The following is an 18,400-nucleotide window of genomic DNA, read 5'->3' as shown; positions in this document are numbered from 1 at the left end:
AATAAAAATTAGACATATTGTTATGGCAGCTATTTCCGCCTTCCGCTCCCAATCTTTTTTGCAGATGATTTCAGGTTCAGTAGAACTTTAAGTCAAAGCAAAAAAGGATTTCCGCTCAAGTCGGGCTGCTGTAATTCAATGTTGAAAAAAAACTAACGACTAACTAACTTTAACTAACAAACACAAATAATATGCACAGATTTACGATAGGTGTAGAAGAAGAATATCAAATTATAGACGCCGAAACGCGGGATTTGGTCTCGCACGTTTCAAAAATCATCGAAGGAGGAAAAGCCGTTCTAAGTGAAAACTTAAAACACGAAATGCACGAATCTGTGGTGGAAATGGAAACTGGAATTTGTGAAAATATCCAGCAGGCGCGCCAGGAGCTCACCGACCTCAGAAGACATCTTGTAAAGACCGCTCACGACCAAGGCTTGCGCGTTTCTGGTGGCGGAACTCACCCATTTTCGCATTGGAAAGATAACGTCATCACAAAAGATGCGCGTTATGACAAAATTGTGAGTGATATGGGCGATGTGGCGAGGTCAAACCTGATTTTTGGATTGCACGTTCACATCGGAATTCCAGACCGTGAAGAAGGCATTAGAATTCAAAACGTGATGCGTTATTTTCTGCCACACGTTTATGCTTTGTCCACCAATTCCCCTTTTTGGGTTGGCAGATTGACGGGTTTTAAATCTTACAGACAAGAAGTTTTTGCTAAATTTCCAAGAACAGGTTTGCCTAGCTACTTCGGAAGTGTTGCCGAATTTGATGCATATGTAAATCTGATGGTAAAAACCGGAACGATTGACAATGCCAAGAAAATCTGGTGGGATTTGAGAGTGCATCCCTTCTACCCGACTATCGAATTCAGGATTTGTGATATGCCAATGACGATTGACGAAACCGTTTGTCTTGCGGCAATTATGCAGTCTCTGGTAGCAAAAATATACAAAATGCACCAGCAAAATACGAGTTACAGAAGTTACAGAAGATTATTATTGACCGAAAACAAATGGCGCGCCTCAAAAGATGGAATCGATGCACACTTGATCGACTTCGGCAAAGAAGCGAGCGTTCCTTACCGTGACCTTTTGGAAGAATTGTTGGCTTTCATTGATGACGTTGTTGACGATTTGGGTTGCAGAAAAGAAGTGGAATACGCGAGAGAAATCTGCAAAATGGGAACTGGCGCAGACCGACAACTGAAAGTCTTCAACGAAAGTGGCGGTGACCTGAAAAAAGTCGTGGATTATATGATCTATGAAACCGAAAAAGGATTGATTTAATTATAATTAATGAGCTGTAAATCATACTTGAATTTTGGTTCAAAACTCCCTCAAATTTAAAATTCTTAATTTTGTAGAAAATTTATGAATATGAGTAAGAATGATGTAAGAATTGCGCTTTTGGATATGAATAACAACCATCCGAATCAAGGGATGCGCAATATTAAAGAATTATCTCAAGCTTTTCAACAGCAATCTGATGATCATGTTTCGGTAGAGATCTTCGACGTTCGTTACAAAAACGAGATGCCAGATATTAATGATTTTGATATATTTTTATCTTCCGGAGGACCAGGAAATCCGCACCGTGAAGGCTATGAATGGGAAAACAAATACGCTGATTTCTTAGACCAGATCTGGAATCACAACAAGAAAAGTGAACAGAAAAAATATGCATTTCTAATTTGTCATTCTTTCCAATTGGCAGTGATCCATTTTGGAATTGCGAATGTTTGCAAGAGAAAATCGTACTCTTTCGGTGTGATGCCGATCCACAAATCTGAAGACGGAGAGAAAGAATTCTTGTTCAAAAATCTCGCAGACCCTTTCTACGCAGTAGATTCCCGAGGTTATCAATGCATTGAGCCGAATCAGGAAAAAATAGATGAATTGGATATGAAAGTCGTGGCTTTGGAAAAATACCGTCCAACAGTTCATTTGGAAAGAGCTTTGATGGCCGTTCGTTTTTCTGATGAGATTTTCGGAACACAATTTCATCCGGAAGCAGATCCAACTGGATTTGTGAAGAATCTTGAAGACGCCAAAAATAAAACAGCAATGATCGAAACCTTCGGAATGGAAAAATATCTGGAAACCATCGACAGAATGAATGATGATGACAAGATTGTTCTGACACAAGCGCAGATCGTTCCAAGATTCTTGAAATTTGCATCTGAGCAGATCGCTAAAAATTTAGCTTACAGTTAATAAAAAAAACCACCAAACACAAACTATGATCCCAAAATACAGAACTCAATTCAACAAAGAATTTTCTCAGGAAAAATATCAGAAAACAAATGAGCTAATCATAGAGAAATGCGGTCAGGAAGCCGCGTTTCGTCTTTCTGAAAGTCCGATTTTTCTCACTAACGATTTTTGGAATAAGCTGGACGACGCTTCACAATCGATTATTACGCAGATCAAAAATATGTCTGATGAAGAATTGAGCAAAGCGATTCCCGCCAATTGCAAGGTTCCGAATGACACCAAGAAACCACACTTTCTAGCTATAGATTTTGGGATCTGTCAAGATGAAAATGGCGAGATCATTCCACAATTGATAGAGTTGCAAGCGTTTCCAAGTTTGTTTGGATTTCAAAGGTTGTTTGAGGGAGTGATCACAGAAGTTTATCCTTTTCTTAATGATCTGAAGAAATCGCTTTCACAGGAAGAATTCGTTGAAAAATTGAAAGCTGTGATTGTTGGAGACGAGAATCCAGAGAATGTCATCTTGCTGGAAATCTATCCCGAGAAACAAAAAACGTCGGTTGATTTTGTATTGACAGAACAATTGTTGGGAATCAAAACGGTTTGTCTGACGAAAGTTAAAAAGGAAGGCAAAAAATTGTTTTATGAAAAAGATGGAAAATTAATTCCGATCAATCGTATTTACAATCGAGTGATCTTTGATGAATTGGATAAGATCGAAGGATTGAAAACAGAATTTGATTTCCGTGAAGATGTGGATGTGGAATGGATCACGCATCCGAATTGGTTCTTCAAAGTTTCAAAATATATTCTTCCAAAATTGAAACACGCGTTTGTTCCGAAGAGTTATTTCCTGTCTGATTTTCCAGAAAATGAAACGCTTGAAAATTTTGTATTAAAACCCCTTTTCTCTTTCGCAGGAAGTGGCGTCAACCTGAATCCAACTCAGGAAATCATTGACCAAATTGATGATAAAGAAAATTACATTCTCCAAAGAAAAGTAACTTACGCTCCACTTTTCGAAGACATCAACGGCGAATTTTCCAAAGCAGAGATTCGTTTGCTTTTTGGTTGGGATCCGAAAAAAGAAGATCCGGAGTTATTGGTAAATCTTGTTAGAATGACAAAAGCTGCAATGGTGAATGTGGATTTTAACAAGAAAGATGCGATTTGGATCGGGAGTTCTATGGCGTTTTTTGGGAATTAATCAAATAGTTTTTATTATCAAATTATAAAAAAACTATCAATTTTCCTCTGGCGTATTTTTTGACATAGCTACTCAAAAAAACTATGTTTCTCACCAGCGATTCATTCGACCTTAAACAAATTCTACTCGGTTCTGAAGAATGGAGTTTCCTTTTGGAGACCATTCTGAGAACGAGTATTATGTTCTTCATTATTATCTTCGGACTTCGGCTTCTTGGGAAACGAGGTGTAAAACAATTGTCAGTTTTTGAGCTGGTTGTAATTATCGGATTAGGTTCAGCGGCTGGAGATCCGATGTTTTACAAAGACGTCGGAATTATGCCTGCGTTGGTGGTTTTCACAATGATCATCAGTCTTTACAGCATTATCACTTATATTATCAGCAAAAGTAAAAAGTTTGAAAAATTGGTTGAAGGAAAACCAATTTGTTTAATTGATCAAGGCGTTTTCTGCATAAAAGACTTTAAAAAAGAAGCACTTGGCGAAGACGAATTCTTTGCAGAATTAAGATTGAAAGGTGTTTCTCATCTTGGTCAAATCGAAAAAGCAATTGAGGAAATTTCGGGTGAGATCAGTGTTTTCTATTATGAGGACAAGGACGTGAAATACGGTCTGCCGATTATGCCAAATTCTCTGGACAAAGCCATTAAAACATTTGCTAAAAACTCATATTATTCCTGCAGCTTTTGCGGTTACACTCAAGAATTTGAAATACACAACAAAAGCCAATGCAAAGTTTGTGGCAAAGATGAATGGGTGGAATCTTCTAACAAAAAAAGAATTTCCTAAAGAATTTTTAGTTTCTCAACATCCAACTCATCAAAATGATGGATAACCAAATCTGCCAAGGCGTAGTTTTGATTTTTACTGTTGGCACTTTTATATCCAACACAAAATATTTCTGCGCCATTGGCTGCCAAGATTCCGTTGGTACTGTCTTCTATCACTATACAATTTGATTTGTCATTTCCGGAAAGCCTCTGTGCTTCTATGAAGATTGCAGGGTGCGGTTTTGATTCCGGGAAATCTTCTCCACTTACGAGAAATGTAAAAAACGGAAATAAATTGAAACGCTTAAAAACTCTGTCGATTGTCGTTTTTGCAGCAGAAGATGCTAAGATTAATTGGAAATTTTGGGAATGAAGTTGATTAATCAAAGTTTCTACGCCATCCAATAATTTGAGTGCTGGATCTGTATCGAAAAGATCATAAAAAATAGTCCTTTTCCTTTGAATTAATACTTCCGTTGCTGTATCGATGCCGAAAATATCTTTGACCATTTGATAGACGTTTCGGGTAGATTTGCCTGTGAATTTTGAGAATAATTCAGCGTCAATCTCGATGTTCAATTCTGCGAAATGTTGGTAGTAAGCTTTCTTGTGAAGTGGCTCTGTATCTACAATCACGCCGTCCATATCAAAAATAACCGTGTTTTTCATTCGTAACTTTCCTCTATTCAGTTTCATTAATTTGGTGCAAAAATAGTGATTATATATTGGTTGTTTTGATTAACTACGATTCAAATTATCAATTTTAAGCTCTAATTAATTGGTATAAATTAACATTTAGCAAATCAATTTTAGTAATATATTATAACAAGAAGCGTTGTATTTAAAGTAATTTTATAAAAATTAAAACCATTTTATATGAAAAGAATACTATTTATCTTTTTACAATTTCCCATTCTTTTCCTCGCTCAACAGAAAGTACAGATTTTAGATTCCGAGACATCCAAACCAATTCCTAATGCCAGAATCATCTCCAACCAAAATGTTTATTATTCCAATGATGATGGCTTTATTCTCTTACCAGAAAATAATGATAAACAAGAGATTTCTGCAATTGGTTATTTGTCGGAAACAGTGAAAAATTACAAACCAACAATTAGTTTAAAACCAAAATATCAAAATATTGATGAAGTAAAAATTGTTTCCATCGACATCAAAAAAATATTGAAAGATGTTTCTGACAATTACTCCAAAATCTATTATGACCAACCTCAACTTTATGACATCACGATAAAACAAAGAGCTTTCGAAAATAACCAAATGAAACTTCTGATGATTGCTGATGGAAAATTCTGGAGTAAAGATGGAACCTATTATCCAAAAGAAGCTATCAACAACAGATTTGATAATTTCGTTCAACTCCAGCTAGATGATTTGCGATACTTGAAATCCGAAACTTATGAGAATAAAATCAAAGTAAAAAAACAAAATACTACTCAAGATAACATCGGAGATTTGTTCTTAAGTTTTGAACTTTTCCGAACCTTGAGGTTTGCTGAATTGAAAAGGTCAAAAACATCAGGAAAGCTGTTAGACGATAATGGAACAGAACAAGACATTTCTTTTCTTATCAAATTAGATTCTACTCATATTTACAAGGGACGGATTTTGTATAATAAAATAGATAAAGCCATCACGCATTTTGACCTACATTTCAATCAAAGTTCTACCAAACCTTTATCATTAAAAGATGAGGATGGTGTAGAATATCTACGACAATTAGGAGATGGAATTCTTAGTTTTGATTATTATAAAAATGGAGACCGCTATGTGCCATCGAAAATTGGTTTTGCGGTAGAAAAATTAAAAACTTATGTCGGAGATAAAATTTATGAGAAACGTTCTGCAAGAGAGATTATTTTCAAAAATTTTGCAAAATCAACGTCAGAAGGTGTTCAAAATCCAGTCAAAATCAACCAAGATTATTGGCAAGATTTGAAGATGAGTAATGATAAAGGCGAAATACTTTTATCGAAAGAAGAAGAAGAATTCATCAATGAAAAATCGAATGAGATACAGGATTAATATTTTTTTAGCATTGGTAATGCTTACCAATTTTGCAAAAGGGCAAACTCACCGTTTCATATATGATGTGATTTATAAAAAAGATTCTACATCTGAGGTTACTACGAAGGAAAATTACATCTTGGATATTAACAAGTCTGAAACGCTTTTCTACACTCGGGATTTTTATCTCGCAGATTCATTAATTAATAACAATATTCCTTTTCCTAAGGAAATGAAACTAAATACTTCTAACATCATCGCTCACAAGATTGGAAGTAATCAGTTTGAGGAATATGACCTGATAGAAAATACAGTTCTGAATCTAAAAACTGAGAACAGCCAAAACTGGAAATTGACCGATGAAAAGAAACAGATTAAAAATTTAATATTACAAAAAGCTACCACAACTTGGGGCGGAAGACATTGGATTGCGTGGTTCACAACAAGTTTACCATTTCCAGAGGGTCCGAATAAATTCCACGGTTTGCCGGGTCTAATCATTGAACTTTCTGATGATAAAAACAATTACCGTTTTGAATTGGCTAAATCTGAAAAAATCGCAAACCCAGAAGAGAATCAATTCATAGAAATGTCTAGACAGATGAGCATCGCCGTAGATTGGAAAAAGTATAAAGCAATGAAACTGAACTATTACGAATCTCCTGTCAGCTTTATCCAAAATGGAATCGGTAACTCAAAAAATGATGACTTCTTTTTAAATGATGGAACAGTTGTTAACTCTCAAAATCAGAGAGAAATCAACAATCAACTTCGCAATGTTATCAAGAAATATAATAATCCAATCGAATTGGACAAAGCTATAAACTATCCTTGATAGCCATAAAATTAATTTTTCTAATCGAATTTCAGTCTTAATATTTTACCTTTTCCTGCTAAAATCAACGTATCGTGATTTAGCCATTCGCAGGCGTAGAGATTTTTTTCGTCTGAGATTTTCGTCCACGTTTTGCCATAGTCTGTTGAGAAACTGATGTGTTGATCGCCGACTGCAACGATTTCTTTGCCTTTGGTTTTCGGACGGAATTTGACGCAGGTCATATAACCCGCATTTTGTCCGCTGGCTTGGATTTGCCAGGTTTGTCCGCCGTCGTTTGTGGTGGCGATATTGTTGATATTATCTGCTTGTTTTGTGTAATCTCCACCGACTGCAATTCCTAAATTTTTGTCGTAGAAATCTATGGAATAGATGCCTTGTGATGATGTTCCTTGAGTGAATGGTGTTTCGAAAACTTTCCAATCACAATCTTTGTTTCTCATTCTGTAAATTCTGGATTTTTTACCTCCTGTCGCAATCCAAATTGCATCGCCAGCACTTGCAATATTTGTATTACTTGCTGCAAATGCAGCTTCGCCCTTTTCTAAGTAAGGGAAATTTTTGCAATCATTACAGTGCACCCACTTTTTTCCGCCATTTCTGGTTTGAGAAATATTTAGACGTTGATTATTGGTTGGATCACTGAAGGCAATTCCGAAGTCGTTGTCAACAAATTTTAATACATCATAAAAAGCTGTACTATCGTTATCATTAAAAACAACTTTAAAATCTAAAGTTTTCTTATCAATCTGAAAAAAGTAAGCTGGACTTTCTATATTAATTGTATAGAAATTATTTTTGTTCTGCCCCAACGTTCTGAATTGTAATGGTTTTTGAGAAAACACAATTTGCTTCTTATCAGATTTATCTTTCATATTCACATAACCAAACTTGGAATCTGTCCCTGCGTACCAAACTTTCCCATCCCAAATTTGAATGGCTCGGATGCTGATCTTATCTCTCAATAATGTATCGATTTTGAAGTTCTGAGAATAACAGAATATTGAAATCAACAGTAGAAGTAAACTTAGTTTTTTCATTTTATAAATTTAATGAAAGTTTGGAAAAGTTAGTTAATTTATTGTATGCTTCGAGAACCTCAGCATGACAGTGTAATTTATTTATTGGCTTATTTGGAACCTCATTGCAATTATGCGCATATTATTTTTTATAAAATTTATGTCAAATATCTTCAACTGTGGCAAAATTTGATTGAAAAACAAAACCCATAGCCCCGATAGTAGCGGTTACCCCACAGCAAGCGATGGGAAAAGCCTTGGCGCGAGGAGTAATAGCGGATAGCGGGATTAAGCTCCAAAAAAAAATTCCGCACGAGGCGGAATTTATATTCTTAATGTTTGTTGTCTATATCGACGTCCACTTCTTCCAAAGGTGTCTGTTCTGCCTTGAAAGTCTCTCCAAATCCGCCATTCTGCATCTTGGAATTTTTCTTACTGTAAAGGAAATAAATCACAAATCCTAGAGCTAGCCAGATCAATGAATATTTCTGAGCTTCCGGACTAAGGTTGAAAATCAAATAAACGTTGATCAAAATCCCTAAAGTTGCAACAACCGGCAGCATTGGAACTTTGAAGTTTCTTTGCAGATTCGGTTCTTTCTTTCTTAGGATCCAAACGGCTACGCAAACCATTGTGAAGGCAAATAATGTCCCGAAACTGGTCATATGCGCCAAATCATTAATTGGCGTGAATGCTGCAACTACTGCAATCACTGCGCCCAAGATGTAAAGATTCTTTTTCGGAACGCCTGCTTCTGCATCTACTTTTGAGAAAGTGGAAGGAATCAAACCATCTTTTGACATTCCTAGGAAAATTCTGGATTGTCCCATAATCATTACCATTAAAACTGAGATCAAACCTACTGTAGCTGCAATCGTGATGATGTAGCCTGCCCAAGCCTGTCCTGCGATATCAAAGGCGTAAGCCACAGGTGCTTTGATGGCGTCCGGATATTTACCTAGTGGATTGAAGTCCGTGTAATGCATCATTCCTGTTAGTACCAATGAAACCAATATGTATAAAACAGTACAAACTACCAATGAAGTGATGATTGCAAAAGGAACGTCTTTCTTCGGATTGATCGCCTCTCCTGCCTGTGTAGAAACGGCATCAAAGCCTACGTAAGCAAAGAAAATAGCAGCTGCACCGGCAATAATCCCGCTGTAACCATAAGCTGGTTCGGATTTTCCGTTCTCAATTATCGTTGTAGCTTCCGGAATGAAAGGTGTCCAGTTTTCAACATTGATAAAAAATACGCCGGCTACAATCACGAAAATAATAGCAGAAACTTTTAAGATAACAATAAAGTTGTTGGCTTTTGCGGCTCCTTTTGTTCCTCTTACTAAGATTGAAATAACTACCAAAACGATTAGTAATGCAGGTAAGTTCAAGAACAATTTGAAATTCAAGAGTTCAGGCGCTGCATTGAAATTATTGATAGTTTCCTGAAACGCTTGTAATTTTTCTAATGGCAATCCTCCTGCAGCAATCTGTGAAGTAGCTTCTCCAAAGGCTTTGTTAGCTGTCCCGGGATCTGTAGTCATCCAGTATGGCAGATGCAAACCGAACATCTTGAGCAGTTTCGCAAAATAACCGGACCACGAGACAGCAACCGTCATAGATCCCATTGCATATTCCAAAATCAATCCCCAACCGATGATCCAAGCGAAGATCTCTCCAACTGTTCCGTAAGCATAAGCGTAAGCTGAACCTTCTACCGGAAGTATTGAAGCAAATTCTGCATAACAAAGTGCTGCAAAAACGCAGGCAATCCCAGCCACAACGAATGAAAGTGCCAAAGCCGGACCAGCATTATAATAAGCTCCTGTACCTGTTAAAACAAAAATGCCACCCCCAATGATAGCACCAATTCCAATAGCCGTTAAACTCCATTTCCCCAATACGCGTTTCAGCTGACTTTTTTTGATGTCTGCTTCGTACGCTTCCATTGGCTTCTTAATCCAAATGTTTGCCATAATTTAATTTTTTAATCCCCAAAAAATTGAGGGGCTTTTCTTCTGTTTGTTTGTTTTGAATTACGAAAATATTAAAAAAATGTCATCCTTAACTTTTTTTAACTAAATAATTTTACTTATTTGTATTAATTCCAGATTTTACCAGACTTTCTGACGCTTAATAATTATCTTTGAAAATGGATTTTTTACAAACTCTCACTGCGCAGTACAGTTCCTACGAGACTTATCTTATTTATTTTGAAGCGATTGCCGTTATTTTTGGATTACTGAGTGTTTTTTTCTCAATCAGACAGAATATCTGGGTTTATCCTACCGGCATCATATCCACAGTACTTTTCATATATATTACATACAAATTTGGTCTGTTGGGCGATATGCTCATTAACTTTTATTACAGTGTAATGAGCATCTACGGCTGGATTCTTTGGTCAAAAAATTCGGAAGACGATATTCATGTGGCAATCAAAAAGGCCAGTGCGAAAGAATGGAAGGAAGGAAGTCTGCTGTTTGTAGGCAGTTTGATTTTGATCGGAATCATTTATTATTACAAGCCTTTTATTGATAATAAATTTTCTATGGAAAACGTACAGATGGGACTTTACCACTTAGATTGGGCGAATTACACAGATATTCTTACGGCTTCTATGTTTTTCGTCGGAATGTATTTTATGGCCAAAAGAAACATCGAGAATTGGATTTTCTGGATTGTAGCAGATATCATTTGTGTTCCGATGATGTATCAGAAAGGCTTAGCCATCACGTCTATCCAATACGTTATTTTTACGATAATGGCCATCATAGGTTATGTGGAATGGAAGAAAAGCCTAGCAAAAATTTGAAATTCCCTCTTGCCGAAACTGATAATTTTTAGTTAGCTCCTGATAACTTGTCGCCATATTCTTTTGCGAAAACCTCTTTATCTTGCTGAAGTTTCTCTAAGGTTGTTGGCAAAATGTAATGGAAAAGATATTCGTTTTTGTCATCTACAAAAGTGATTTCCTTTTCCTCATCATCAATTAATTGTGCGAAAATATCCCACATCGATTCGCCTTTAAGTTTGAGTAGTTCGAAGAAGTCGTTGGCTTTTATTGTAATTTTTTTCATTGTTAATTGTAAAATGTAGAATGTAAAAAGTATAATGAATTTTGTTTTAAACTGATTTTATAAAATCCTCATATTCATAATAGAATATTTCGAAGGCATTCATTTTCTCGACAAAGAATTCAAAAGTGTCTGGCCAGGTTTGCTTATTAAAAATACTGACATTGTGTTTTTCCACCCAAATTCTGCTGATGACTTTTCCACTTTCCAAAGTGTAAAATTCATCCATCTGGAATTCGCCGATCTCATCTTTCAACAGATCTTCCAAAGACTGAAACTTCTCGAAGTAGGCATTTCTGAAGAGTTCATCCTTCATTTCAATATCAATTGAGACCTCCGCTTTTTTGTTATCAGCAGAAAACTTGAAAGAAAAATCCTTGATCTTGGTATCGTACAACAACCATTTCCTCGGAAAAGCCTTTCCGAAAGCCGTCCAGAATTCTGTCTTGAGTTGTTGTGCTTCTTGCTTTGAAAACATAAATGATGATTGATGATTGATAAATGATGATTGATAAATGATTTGTAATTCGGCTTTCTCAGGCTGAGGCTCTCGAAGGCTTTTTAAAATAATTTTTCCTTGACTCTTTTGCCTTTTATCTTACTTCTTATAAAGTCAAATCTACTTTTGCTTCGTTGAATTCCTTGATTAAATTTTGAAAGACTTTTTCTACGGGAAGAATTTCATCAATCAAAGCAGAAACTTGTCCGATCTCCAATTCACCTTCCGTGAGATCACCTTCAAACATCCCAAGTTTTGCGCGAGCTCTTCCCAAAGTTGCTTTCAACGCTTCAACATTTCTGCCAGAGTCGTAAAGGCCTTCCAAATCGTGGTAGAATTTATTTTTAATTAATCTTACTGGCGCCAATTCCTTCAAAGTCAATTGCGTGTCGCCTTCTTTCAATTCCGTGATTTTATGTTTGAAATTATCGTGCGAACTTGCTTCAACTGTTGCTGCGAAACGAGAACCAATTTGAACGCCGTCTGCGCCAAGAATCATCGCTGCTTTCATCTGACTTCCCAGTCCAATTCCGCCCGCTGCGATGAGTGGAATATCGATATGTTTTTTGACATTTGGAATTAGGCAAAGTGTTGTTGTCTCTTCTCTACCATTATGTCCACCCGCTTCGAAACCTTCTGCTACAACAGCATCTACGCCTGCATCTTGACATTTCACTGCAAATTTGGAACTCGCCACCACGTGAGCAACCTTGATGCCTTCTTTCTTTAGAGTTTCGGTGTAGGTTTTTGGATTTCCTGCTGATGTGAAAACGATTTTTACGCCCTCTTCCAGAATGATGTTGATGATCTCTTCAATATTTGGATAAAGCAAAGCGATATTGACACCAAAAGGTTTGTCCGTCGCTTGTTTACATTTCTGAATATTTTCTCTCAGAATATCGGGATACATACTGGCAGAACCTATCAATCCCAATCCGCCATTGTTTGAAACGGCGGAAGCCAACTTCCATCCTGAGTGCCAAATCATTCCACCTTGAATGATTGGATATTTGATGTTGAAAAGCTGTGTGATTTTGTTCATTCCGTGATATTGTTTTGAGGCAATTCCGAAGTCTATGAAGCTGGACATTGATTTTATTTTTCCCAAAAGTAAAAAAAGATTTTGGTAGGATTAACCAGTTATCAAATAATCTTTTCGACGCCTCAAATCACTGCAAAATAATTATTTTAAAAAATTAATGTAAATCTAATTCTATATATCTAATATTTTTATTAAATTCACAACAACAAACTATTATATATATTATTTTATGAAAAAAACTCTACTATCTTTAGCAGTGTTGGGTTTTCTTGCAAACAATTTGCAAGCCCAAGTGAATGTAAGTGCGACTTCCGGCACATCCACAGGAAGCTATACCACTTTAAAGGGTGCATTCGATGCAATTAATGCAGGAACACATCAAGGTGCTATTATCATCAATGTTACTGGTGACACAACAGAAACCACAACTGCTGTTTTAAATGCAAGCGCGGGGACATCCAGTTACACTTCAGTCCTGATCAAACCTGCAACAGGTGTAAATGCAACAATTACAAGTGCAAGTCCAGTTGCAACTATCAGATTCTTTGGAGCTGATAATGTGACTATAGATGGCAGCAACAACGGAAGTTCTTCCAGAAACCTTAGCATCAACACAACGTATGTTGCTACAACAGGTACAAATCCAGTAGCACTTTGGGTATCTTCAACAACTACAGACGGGGCAGAAAATGTTACGCTCAAGAATACTAATTTTTCAGGATCTACAAGCGCTGGAACAGTTGGAGCTGTAATCATATCGGGAACGGCGTTGGGTGCGGCTGAATTTCCAAATAATAATTTTTCTGCAATCAATAATACTTTCGCAAGAGCGCAAAACGGAATTTTCGGTGTTGGTAATGCAACCAATACAGATACTGGCTGGATTATTAGAAATAATGAAATAGGCTCAACCGTTGCTGCAGATAAAATGTTGTTCAGAGGTATTGCTGTTCAAAATGCCAAAAACTTTGAAGTTAGCGGAAATATTATAAAAGGGGTTGCTTTGCCTGCAACTTCGACCGGTACAGCACAAGGTATTTTAGTAGGTGCAGCAGTGACTAATGGACAAATTTTCAACAATAAAATCTCAGATATTAAACAGCCAAACACTGCGGGCTATGGAGCGGTAGGACTATATATCAATTCAAATGTGCCCGCATCCAATTTATTAATATATAACAACTTCATTAATGATATCGCAGGGACTGGCTATTCTTTAGGCGGCGGGCTAGCGGATAACGGGAACGGTATCGTGATTGGTAATGGTGGAGGGTTTAAACTTTACTACAATACTGTGGTGATGGATACAAACCAGACCAATGCCGGGCGCCCTTCCGCACTAAATATTTTAAGTACTGTAACTACCGCTGCATCAATCGATATCAGAAATAATATCTTTGTAAACAAGCAAACCCAGGCAGGAGACAGATATGCTATATATTCGGGAGCTGCAAACACTGTGTACTCTAATATAAATTACAACGATTATTACTCTACCGGAACCAACTTAGGTTACATCGGATCGGCAAGAATTAATCTCGCCGCAATACAGACAGGATTTGGAGGAAACGTGAATTCCCTTAACATTCTTCCAGCATTTGTATCCGCTACAGATCTCCATCTGGCCACTACTGGCAATGCAGCATTAGATAATAAAGGCACTCCTATTGCAGAGGTAGCTCTGGATATAGATGGAAACACCAGAAGTACTACAACGCCTGATTTAGGTGGAAATGAATTCACAGATGTAACACTTGCAATTCATGATGTCAATAAAGCAAGAATCAGCTATTATCCTAATCCTGTTACAGATTACCTGCAAATTACCAATACCAGCAAAATCAAAAATGTAGATATCTACAATGCTTCCGGACAATTAATGAAAAATATTGAACTTAATTCTGAGAAAGGTTCTATTGATATGAAAGTTCTACCAGCCGGTGTCTATATTCTGAAAGTGAACACTGATAAACAATCAGAATCCTTGAAAATAATCAAAAAATAATCAAAATAAATTCTATACTAAAGACTGTCTGATTGACAGTCTTTTTTTTAAACCTGATCGCAGAAATTACTAAAAATATAATTTGAAATAACGCTTCACAAATCCCTATTTTTACAAAAAATTATAAATTGGACTTATCCTTAAGAACAGTTACGGTAACCCGCTACATCCTGCCCTTACGGGAAGGTGGTTCTCTGCCAGCGTTGGCGGAAGCGGACGACGATTTCAAATATGTGTTGAAGTTTCGAGGTGCTGGACACGGCGTCAAAGCTTTGATCTCGGAATTGATCGGTGGGAAAATCTCGCAGGTTTTGGGATTCCGAATTCCAGAATTGGTGTTTGCGAATCTTTCCGTGGATTTTGGGAGAAGTGAGGCCGATGAAGAGATCCAGGACCTTTTGAAGGGTAGTTGCGGACTGAATCTCGCTTTGCATTATCTTTCCGGCGCCATCACTTACGATCCTGGCGCAGTGAAAATCGATGCGAAATTGTCTTCCGAGATTGTTTGGCTGGATGCATTCCTCACCAATATCGACCGTACTTTCCGAAATACGAATATGCTGATGTGGCACAAGGAATTGTGGCTGATTGACAACGGTGCCTCGCTCTACTTCCACCATTCTTGGGACAATTGGGAGAAGAATGCCGTGAGTCCGTTTGTGATGATCAAAGACCACGTTTTGTTGCCTCAAGCTTCTGAATTGGATTCTGCCAATGAAAGATTCAAAGCGATATTGACGGACGACGTTTTGAGAGAGATCGTAGAACTAATTCCTGAAGATTGGTTGCAATGGAACGATACCGAACTGACGCCGACTGAAATAAAAAATGTTTACTTTCAATTTCTGACTTTGAGACGAGACCATTCTGATAACTTTTTAAATGAAGCCAAAAATGCAAGAGCAAAAGTTATATGAGTACGCGGTGATCCGCCTGGTACCAAAGCCTGAGCGTGAGGAATTTTTCAACGTCGGCTTGATTTTATTCTCAAAAAGAGAGAAATTCATCAAGGTGAAAATTCATCTTTGTGAGGAGAAATTTCGGGTAATCCACTCGAAAATTGATTTTGATGATGTGAAGAAACATTTGGAATCTTTTGTCAATATTGCCAATGGCGAAAAGTCGGCTGGCTCCATTGCGCAACTCGAAATTCCCGAGCGTTTCCGATGGTTGACCGCTGTGAAGAGTTCTATCATTCAGACTTCTCGCCCGCATCCTGGAGCGAGCTTGGATTTGGAGAAGACTTTTGAGAGATTGTTCGAGGAATTGGTTTTGTGAAAAATTTTGAACGAAAAGATTCTGTGTAGAAGACCTAATATTTTTTTCTAATTGATTTTTGTTTACCCGAAACCTAAAGGGAGCAAAAATCAATTAGAAATTTCATCGAAATTACTCCCTTTAGGGTTGGGGGAAATAATTTTGATGAAATTTAAAAAAACCTCTAACTTCTAATAATTCTCTTTTTTAATTTCAAAAACGACATTCAATCGTTCTGGTTCATAAGCATATGCAACATTCACTTCATCCACTTTTTGCGCACCCAATTTTTCCATCGCTTTTTGCGAACGGATGTTGTCTTTCCCAACGTGGAAATTGACTTTATCAACGAATTGAAAAATATAATCCAGCATTAGTTTCTTGACCTGTGGATTCAGTTTTGAGCCCCAGAATTTCCTTCCGTAGAAAGTATAACCAATGAAGATTGAGTTATCATCAGAATTATAATCATAAAACCTTGTACTTCCGGCAATTTCGCCTGTGTTTGTCTCAATGATTTTGAACGCACCACTACTTTCCATCGCACCTTTGAAAAAATTCTCGAAGATTTCCCTTTTGTAGCGGTCCTTGTTCGGATGTTGTTCCCAAACGAGAGGATCCGAAGCAACAGAAAATAATTGCTCAAAATCAGTTTGATCAAGCGGAACGAGTTTTACATTTTCGTTTTCGAGAATAGGTTGAACAGAGAAATTCATTATTTACTTCTTTATAATTTTAAACGATTTTTCAGATTTATCTGTGAAAACTTTCAAGATATAAACTCCAGATTTTACTTTTGACAGGTTAACATTTGCATCTTTTGAAGAAGACAATTTTGTTCCTAATAAAGAAAAGACATCAGCTTTGATAAATTTTTCTTCACTTTTTATCATAATAAAATCAACAACAGGATTTGGATATATTTGAATTTTTCCTGATACAATTTCAGAAACGGACATCTCGCAGTTATCATTGAGTATAATATTCAAAGACCCTATCGCAAAACCATCCTGCGGGCTTTCTACTCTCACATAAAATGTCGTTGAACCTGATATATTTTGTAGCGACGGAATAGAGTTTATATTTGTTTGAGCATCACTCAAATTTGAAAAATATTTAAACGAAAAATTCACATTATCCGAAAACTGCGAATTATAATTCATAAGATTAACGCTTACAAATTCACTATTGTTATCAACACAAATTGTAGCATCAACCGGACTGGAAATGCTAATTTGTGACTGTGCAAAACAAAAAAAGAAAATTGATAAAAAGAGTAATTTTAGTTTCATTGTGTTTTTTTACAAATCTAAAATAATTAAAACAAAATAGCTTTTTCCAATTCCAAAAGTTTCTGCTTCCGCCAGATTCCACCGCCATAACCCGTCAAAGTTCCATTGGTTCCGATTACTCTGTGACAAGGGATAATAATTGAAATTTTATTAAGGCCATTCGCATTGGCAACAGCGCGCACAGCTTTTGGATTGCCAAGAATGTCAGCTTGTTGCTGGTAACTTCTCGTCGTTCCGTACGGAATGGTTCTTAGAATTTGCCAGACATTCTTTTGAAAATCTGTTCCAACTGGCGAAAGCGGAACGGTGAAATCCAATCTTTTGCCTTCGAAATATTCGCTCAATTCTGTTTCCAGAGTTTTGAAATGCGGATTTTCTCCTTGGATAATATTCGCTTTAAAGTATTTTGAGATTTCCTCTAATTCTCTCGAAAGTGATTTTCGGTCGGAATATTCCAATAGACAAATTCCATTTTCGTTGGCGCAGGCAATCATAGTTCCGAGCGGTGTTTCGATTCTTTTGAGGTCTACAATTTTTTCAAACTTTGAATTTTTTGGTGAAGTTCCGATGATGGATTTGAAACTTTCATTAAAACCACTCAAACTTTCATAACCATTTTCCAAAGCGACATTCAAAACATTCTCACCTTGCTGAAGTTTTTTGAAAGCCGAGTTGATTTTAAACGTTCTTTGAAAAGTGTGGAAAGTCATTCCGTGGTGTTTTAGAAACCAACGTTTTACGGTTGCAGGCAATAATCCACGACTGATCAAATCCACATCTTTGAATTTTAGTTCTGGATTTTCGGACAATTCATACATCAACTTTTGAATTTCAATCGGCGTTTCATCTGGATTTTCCAATGGTTTACAAACTTTGCACGGTCGATAACCTTTTAGAATGGCATCTTTTGTATTATCAAAAAATTCAACATTCTCAGGTTTTGGTTTTCTGGCAGTACAAGTTGGGCGACAAAAAATCCCGGTCGTTTTCACGCCCATCCAAAAGACACCTTCGAAGTCGGGATTTTTCTGGAAAGAAGCTTGGTACATCTGTTCGAAACTCGGTTTCATAAAAATGATAATTAATGATACAAATGTAATCGTTTTGGAAATTTGATGACAACCGAAAAATGAACAAGCAATTTTTCTCTT

At 36.8% G+C, this 18,400-nt stretch carries 19 protein-coding genes and 1 pseudogene; 10 read left to right on the top strand and 10 right to left on the bottom strand.

What is annotated here, in order from left to right; all coding sequences use genetic code 11:
* The first annotated feature begins 191 nt into the window (after positions 1–191).
* From PQ459_08055 to PQ459_08040, 4 genes are all read left to right on the top strand, one after another.
* On the top strand, positions 192–1,295 hold the full coding sequence (locus PQ459_08055) for a carboxylate-amine ligase (protein ID WDF48418.1): 1,104 nt from the start codon (positions 192–194) through the stop codon (positions 1,293–1,295).
* A gap of 90 nt (positions 1,296–1,385) precedes the next feature.
* Complete coding sequence (locus tag PQ459_08050) at positions 1,386–2,222, top strand: GMP synthase (GenBank protein ID WDF48417.1); 837 nt, start codon at positions 1,386–1,388, stop codon at positions 2,220–2,222.
* A 25-nt stretch (positions 2,223–2,247) separates the two neighbouring features.
* Positions 2,248–3,429: a hypothetical protein gene (locus PQ459_08045; GenBank protein WDF48416.1), complete on the top strand. Its 1,182-nt coding sequence runs from the start codon at positions 2,248–2,250 to the stop codon at positions 3,427–3,429.
* 83 nt (positions 3,430–3,512) lie between these two features.
* Positions 3,513–4,217, top strand: a complete 705-nt coding sequence (locus tag PQ459_08040) for a DUF421 domain-containing protein (protein WDF48415.1) — start codon at positions 3,513–3,515, stop codon at positions 4,215–4,217.
* On the opposite strand, the gene PQ459_08035 is transcribed toward PQ459_08040, so the two are convergent.
* Positions 4,214–4,867, bottom strand: a complete 654-nt coding sequence (locus tag PQ459_08035; GenBank protein WDF48704.1) for an HAD family hydrolase — start codon at positions 4,865–4,867, stop codon at positions 4,214–4,216. The two genes, PQ459_08040 and PQ459_08035, sit on opposite strands and share 4 nt — an antisense overlap.
* Positions 4,868–5,074: 207 nt before the next feature.
* Between PQ459_08035 and PQ459_08030 the strand changes: the two genes are divergently transcribed.
* Both PQ459_08030 and PQ459_08025 read left to right on the top strand, forming a co-directional pair.
* Entirely contained in the window at positions 5,075–6,241 is a 1,167-nt protein-coding gene (locus tag PQ459_08030) for a hypothetical protein (GenBank protein ID WDF48414.1), read from the top strand.
* Positions 6,225–7,058, top strand: a complete 834-nt coding sequence (locus PQ459_08025) for a GLPGLI family protein (protein ID WDF48413.1) — start codon at positions 6,225–6,227, stop codon at positions 7,056–7,058. The genes PQ459_08030 and PQ459_08025 overlap by 17 nt, the downstream gene beginning before the upstream one ends.
* Positions 7,059–7,078: 20 nt before the next feature.
* Here the strand turns inward: PQ459_08025 and PQ459_08020 are convergent, their stop codons facing one another.
* Both PQ459_08020 and PQ459_08015 read right to left on the bottom strand, forming a co-directional pair.
* Positions 7,079–8,098 (bottom strand): glycosyl hydrolase, encoded by a 1,020-nt coding sequence (locus PQ459_08020; protein WDF48412.1) that lies wholly within the window; start codon positions 8,096–8,098, stop codon positions 7,079–7,081.
* 311 nt (positions 8,099–8,409) lie between these two features.
* Positions 8,410–10,053 (bottom strand): amino acid permease, encoded by a 1,644-nt coding sequence (locus PQ459_08015; GenBank protein WDF48411.1) that lies wholly within the window; start codon positions 10,051–10,053, stop codon positions 8,410–8,412.
* 176 nt (positions 10,054–10,229) lie between these two features.
* On the opposite strand from PQ459_08015, the gene pnuC reads away from it, so the two are divergent.
* Positions 10,230–10,892, top strand: coding sequence for a nicotinamide riboside transporter PnuC (gene pnuC / locus PQ459_08010; GenBank protein WDF48410.1), 663 nt, complete (start codon positions 10,230–10,232; stop codon positions 10,890–10,892).
* Between the two features lie 28 nt (positions 10,893–10,920).
* Here pnuC and PQ459_08005 read toward each other — a convergent pair whose 3' ends face one another.
* The 3 genes from PQ459_08005 to PQ459_07995 all read right to left on the bottom strand — a co-directional run bounded on the left by PQ459_08005 (position 10,921) and on the right by PQ459_07995 (position 12,743).
* Entirely contained in the window at positions 10,921–11,157 is a 237-nt protein-coding gene (locus PQ459_08005) for a hypothetical protein (GenBank protein WDF48409.1), read from the bottom strand.
* Between the two features lie 46 nt (positions 11,158–11,203).
* Positions 11,204–11,632, bottom strand: a complete 429-nt coding sequence (locus PQ459_08000) for a DUF4268 domain-containing protein (protein WDF48408.1) — start codon at positions 11,630–11,632, stop codon at positions 11,204–11,206.
* A 127-nt stretch (positions 11,633–11,759) separates the two neighbouring features.
* The gene (locus PQ459_07995; protein ID WDF48407.1) at positions 11,760–12,743 is read right to left on the bottom strand and encodes a nitronate monooxygenase; all 984 of its coding nucleotides are present in this window, start codon (positions 12,741–12,743) and stop codon (positions 11,760–11,762) included.
* 181 nt (positions 12,744–12,924) lie between these two features.
* Here PQ459_07995 and PQ459_07990 point away from each other — a divergent pair, with 181 nt between their 5' ends.
* From PQ459_07990 to PQ459_07980, 3 genes are all read left to right on the top strand, one after another.
* Positions 12,925–14,700, top strand: coding sequence for a T9SS type A sorting domain-containing protein (locus PQ459_07990; GenBank protein ID WDF48406.1), 1,776 nt, complete (start codon positions 12,925–12,927; stop codon positions 14,698–14,700).
* A gap of 128 nt (positions 14,701–14,828) precedes the next feature.
* A complete protein-coding gene (locus PQ459_07985) occupies positions 14,829–15,617 on the top strand; it encodes an aminotransferase class I and II (protein WDF48405.1) in 789 nt (262 codons plus the stop codon).
* Positions 15,595–15,978 (top strand): DUF3037 domain-containing protein, encoded by a 384-nt coding sequence (locus tag PQ459_07980; protein WDF48404.1) that lies wholly within the window; start codon positions 15,595–15,597, stop codon positions 15,976–15,978. Before PQ459_07985 ends, PQ459_07980 begins: the two co-directional genes overlap by 23 nt.
* Positions 15,979–16,148: 170 nt before the next feature.
* Here the strand turns inward: PQ459_07980 and PQ459_07975 are convergent, their stop codons facing one another.
* The 4 genes and pseudogenes from PQ459_07975 to PQ459_07960 all read right to left on the bottom strand — a co-directional run bounded on the left by PQ459_07975 (position 16,149) and on the right by PQ459_07960 (position 18,298).
* On the bottom strand, positions 16,149–16,673 hold the full coding sequence (locus PQ459_07975; protein WDF48403.1) for a GNAT family N-acetyltransferase: 525 nt from the start codon (positions 16,671–16,673) through the stop codon (positions 16,149–16,151).
* 3 nt (positions 16,674–16,676) lie between these two features.
* Positions 16,677–17,249: a T9SS type A sorting domain-containing protein gene (locus tag PQ459_07970; GenBank protein WDF48402.1), complete on the bottom strand. Its 573-nt coding sequence runs from the start codon at positions 17,247–17,249 to the stop codon at positions 16,677–16,679.
* Positions 17,250–17,275: 26 nt separating this feature from the next.
* On the bottom strand, positions 17,276–17,782 hold the full coding sequence (locus PQ459_07965; GenBank protein ID WDF48703.1) for a methylated-DNA--[protein]-cysteine S-methyltransferase: 507 nt from the start codon (positions 17,780–17,782) through the stop codon (positions 17,276–17,278).
* Between the two features lie 30 nt (positions 17,783–17,812).
* A pseudogene (locus PQ459_07960) lies at positions 17,813–18,298 on the bottom strand (Ada metal-binding domain-containing protein).
* Between the last annotated feature and the right edge of the window lie 102 nt (positions 18,299–18,400).

Origin of the sequence: Chryseobacterium sp. KACC 21268 (assembly GCA_028736075.1) — a bacterium.
Taxonomy (GTDB): Bacteria; Bacteroidota; Bacteroidia; order Flavobacteriales; family Weeksellaceae; genus Epilithonimonas.
The sequence above is the reverse complement of the archived record's forward strand: the minus strand, read 5'-3'. Positions and strand labels throughout refer to the sequence as shown.

Bases quoted from the DNA above. Each gene is read 5' to 3' on its own strand.
- PQ459_08055 (WDF48418.1), top strand. From the start codon at position 192: ATGCACAGATTTACGATAGGTGTAGAAGAAGAATATCAAATTATAGAC.
- PQ459_08050 (WDF48417.1), top strand. From the start codon at position 1,386: ATGAGTAAGAATGATGTAAGAATTGCGCTTTTGGATATGAATAACAAC.
- PQ459_08045 (WDF48416.1), top strand. From the start codon at position 2,248: ATGATCCCAAAATACAGAACTCAATTCAACAAAGAATTTTCTCAGGAA.
- PQ459_08040 (WDF48415.1), top strand. From the start codon at position 3,513: ATGTTTCTCACCAGCGATTCATTCGACCTTAAACAAATTCTACTCGGT.
- PQ459_08035 (WDF48704.1), bottom strand. From the start codon at position 4,867: ATGAAAAACACGGTTATTTTTGATATGGACGGCGTGATTGTAGATACA.
- PQ459_08030 (WDF48414.1), top strand. From the start codon at position 5,075: ATGAAAAGAATACTATTTATCTTTTTACAATTTCCCATTCTTTTCCTC.
- PQ459_08025 (WDF48413.1), top strand. From the start codon at position 6,225: ATGAGATACAGGATTAATATTTTTTTAGCATTGGTAATGCTTACCAAT.
- PQ459_08020 (WDF48412.1), bottom strand. From the start codon at position 8,098: ATGAAAAAACTAAGTTTACTTCTACTGTTGATTTCAATATTCTGTTAT.
- PQ459_08015 (WDF48411.1), bottom strand. From the start codon at position 10,053: ATGGCAAACATTTGGATTAAGAAGCCAATGGAAGCGTACGAAGCAGAC.
- pnuC (WDF48410.1), top strand. From the start codon at position 10,230: ATGGATTTTTTACAAACTCTCACTGCGCAGTACAGTTCCTACGAGACT.
- PQ459_08005 (WDF48409.1), bottom strand. From the start codon at position 11,157: ATGAAAAAAATTACAATAAAAGCCAACGACTTCTTCGAACTACTCAAA.
- PQ459_08000 (WDF48408.1), bottom strand. From the start codon at position 11,632: ATGTTTTCAAAGCAAGAAGCACAACAACTCAAGACAGAATTCTGGACG.
- PQ459_07995 (WDF48407.1), bottom strand. From the start codon at position 12,743: ATGTCCAGCTTCATAGACTTCGGAATTGCCTCAAAACAATATCACGGA.
- PQ459_07990 (WDF48406.1), top strand. From the start codon at position 12,925: ATGAAAAAAACTCTACTATCTTTAGCAGTGTTGGGTTTTCTTGCAAAC.
- PQ459_07980 (WDF48404.1), top strand. From the start codon at position 15,595: ATGCAAGAGCAAAAGTTATATGAGTACGCGGTGATCCGCCTGGTACCA.
- PQ459_07975 (WDF48403.1), bottom strand. From the start codon at position 16,673: ATGAATTTCTCTGTTCAACCTATTCTCGAAAACGAAAATGTAAAACTC.
- PQ459_07970 (WDF48402.1), bottom strand. From the start codon at position 17,249: ATGAAACTAAAATTACTCTTTTTATCAATTTTCTTTTTTTGTTTTGCA.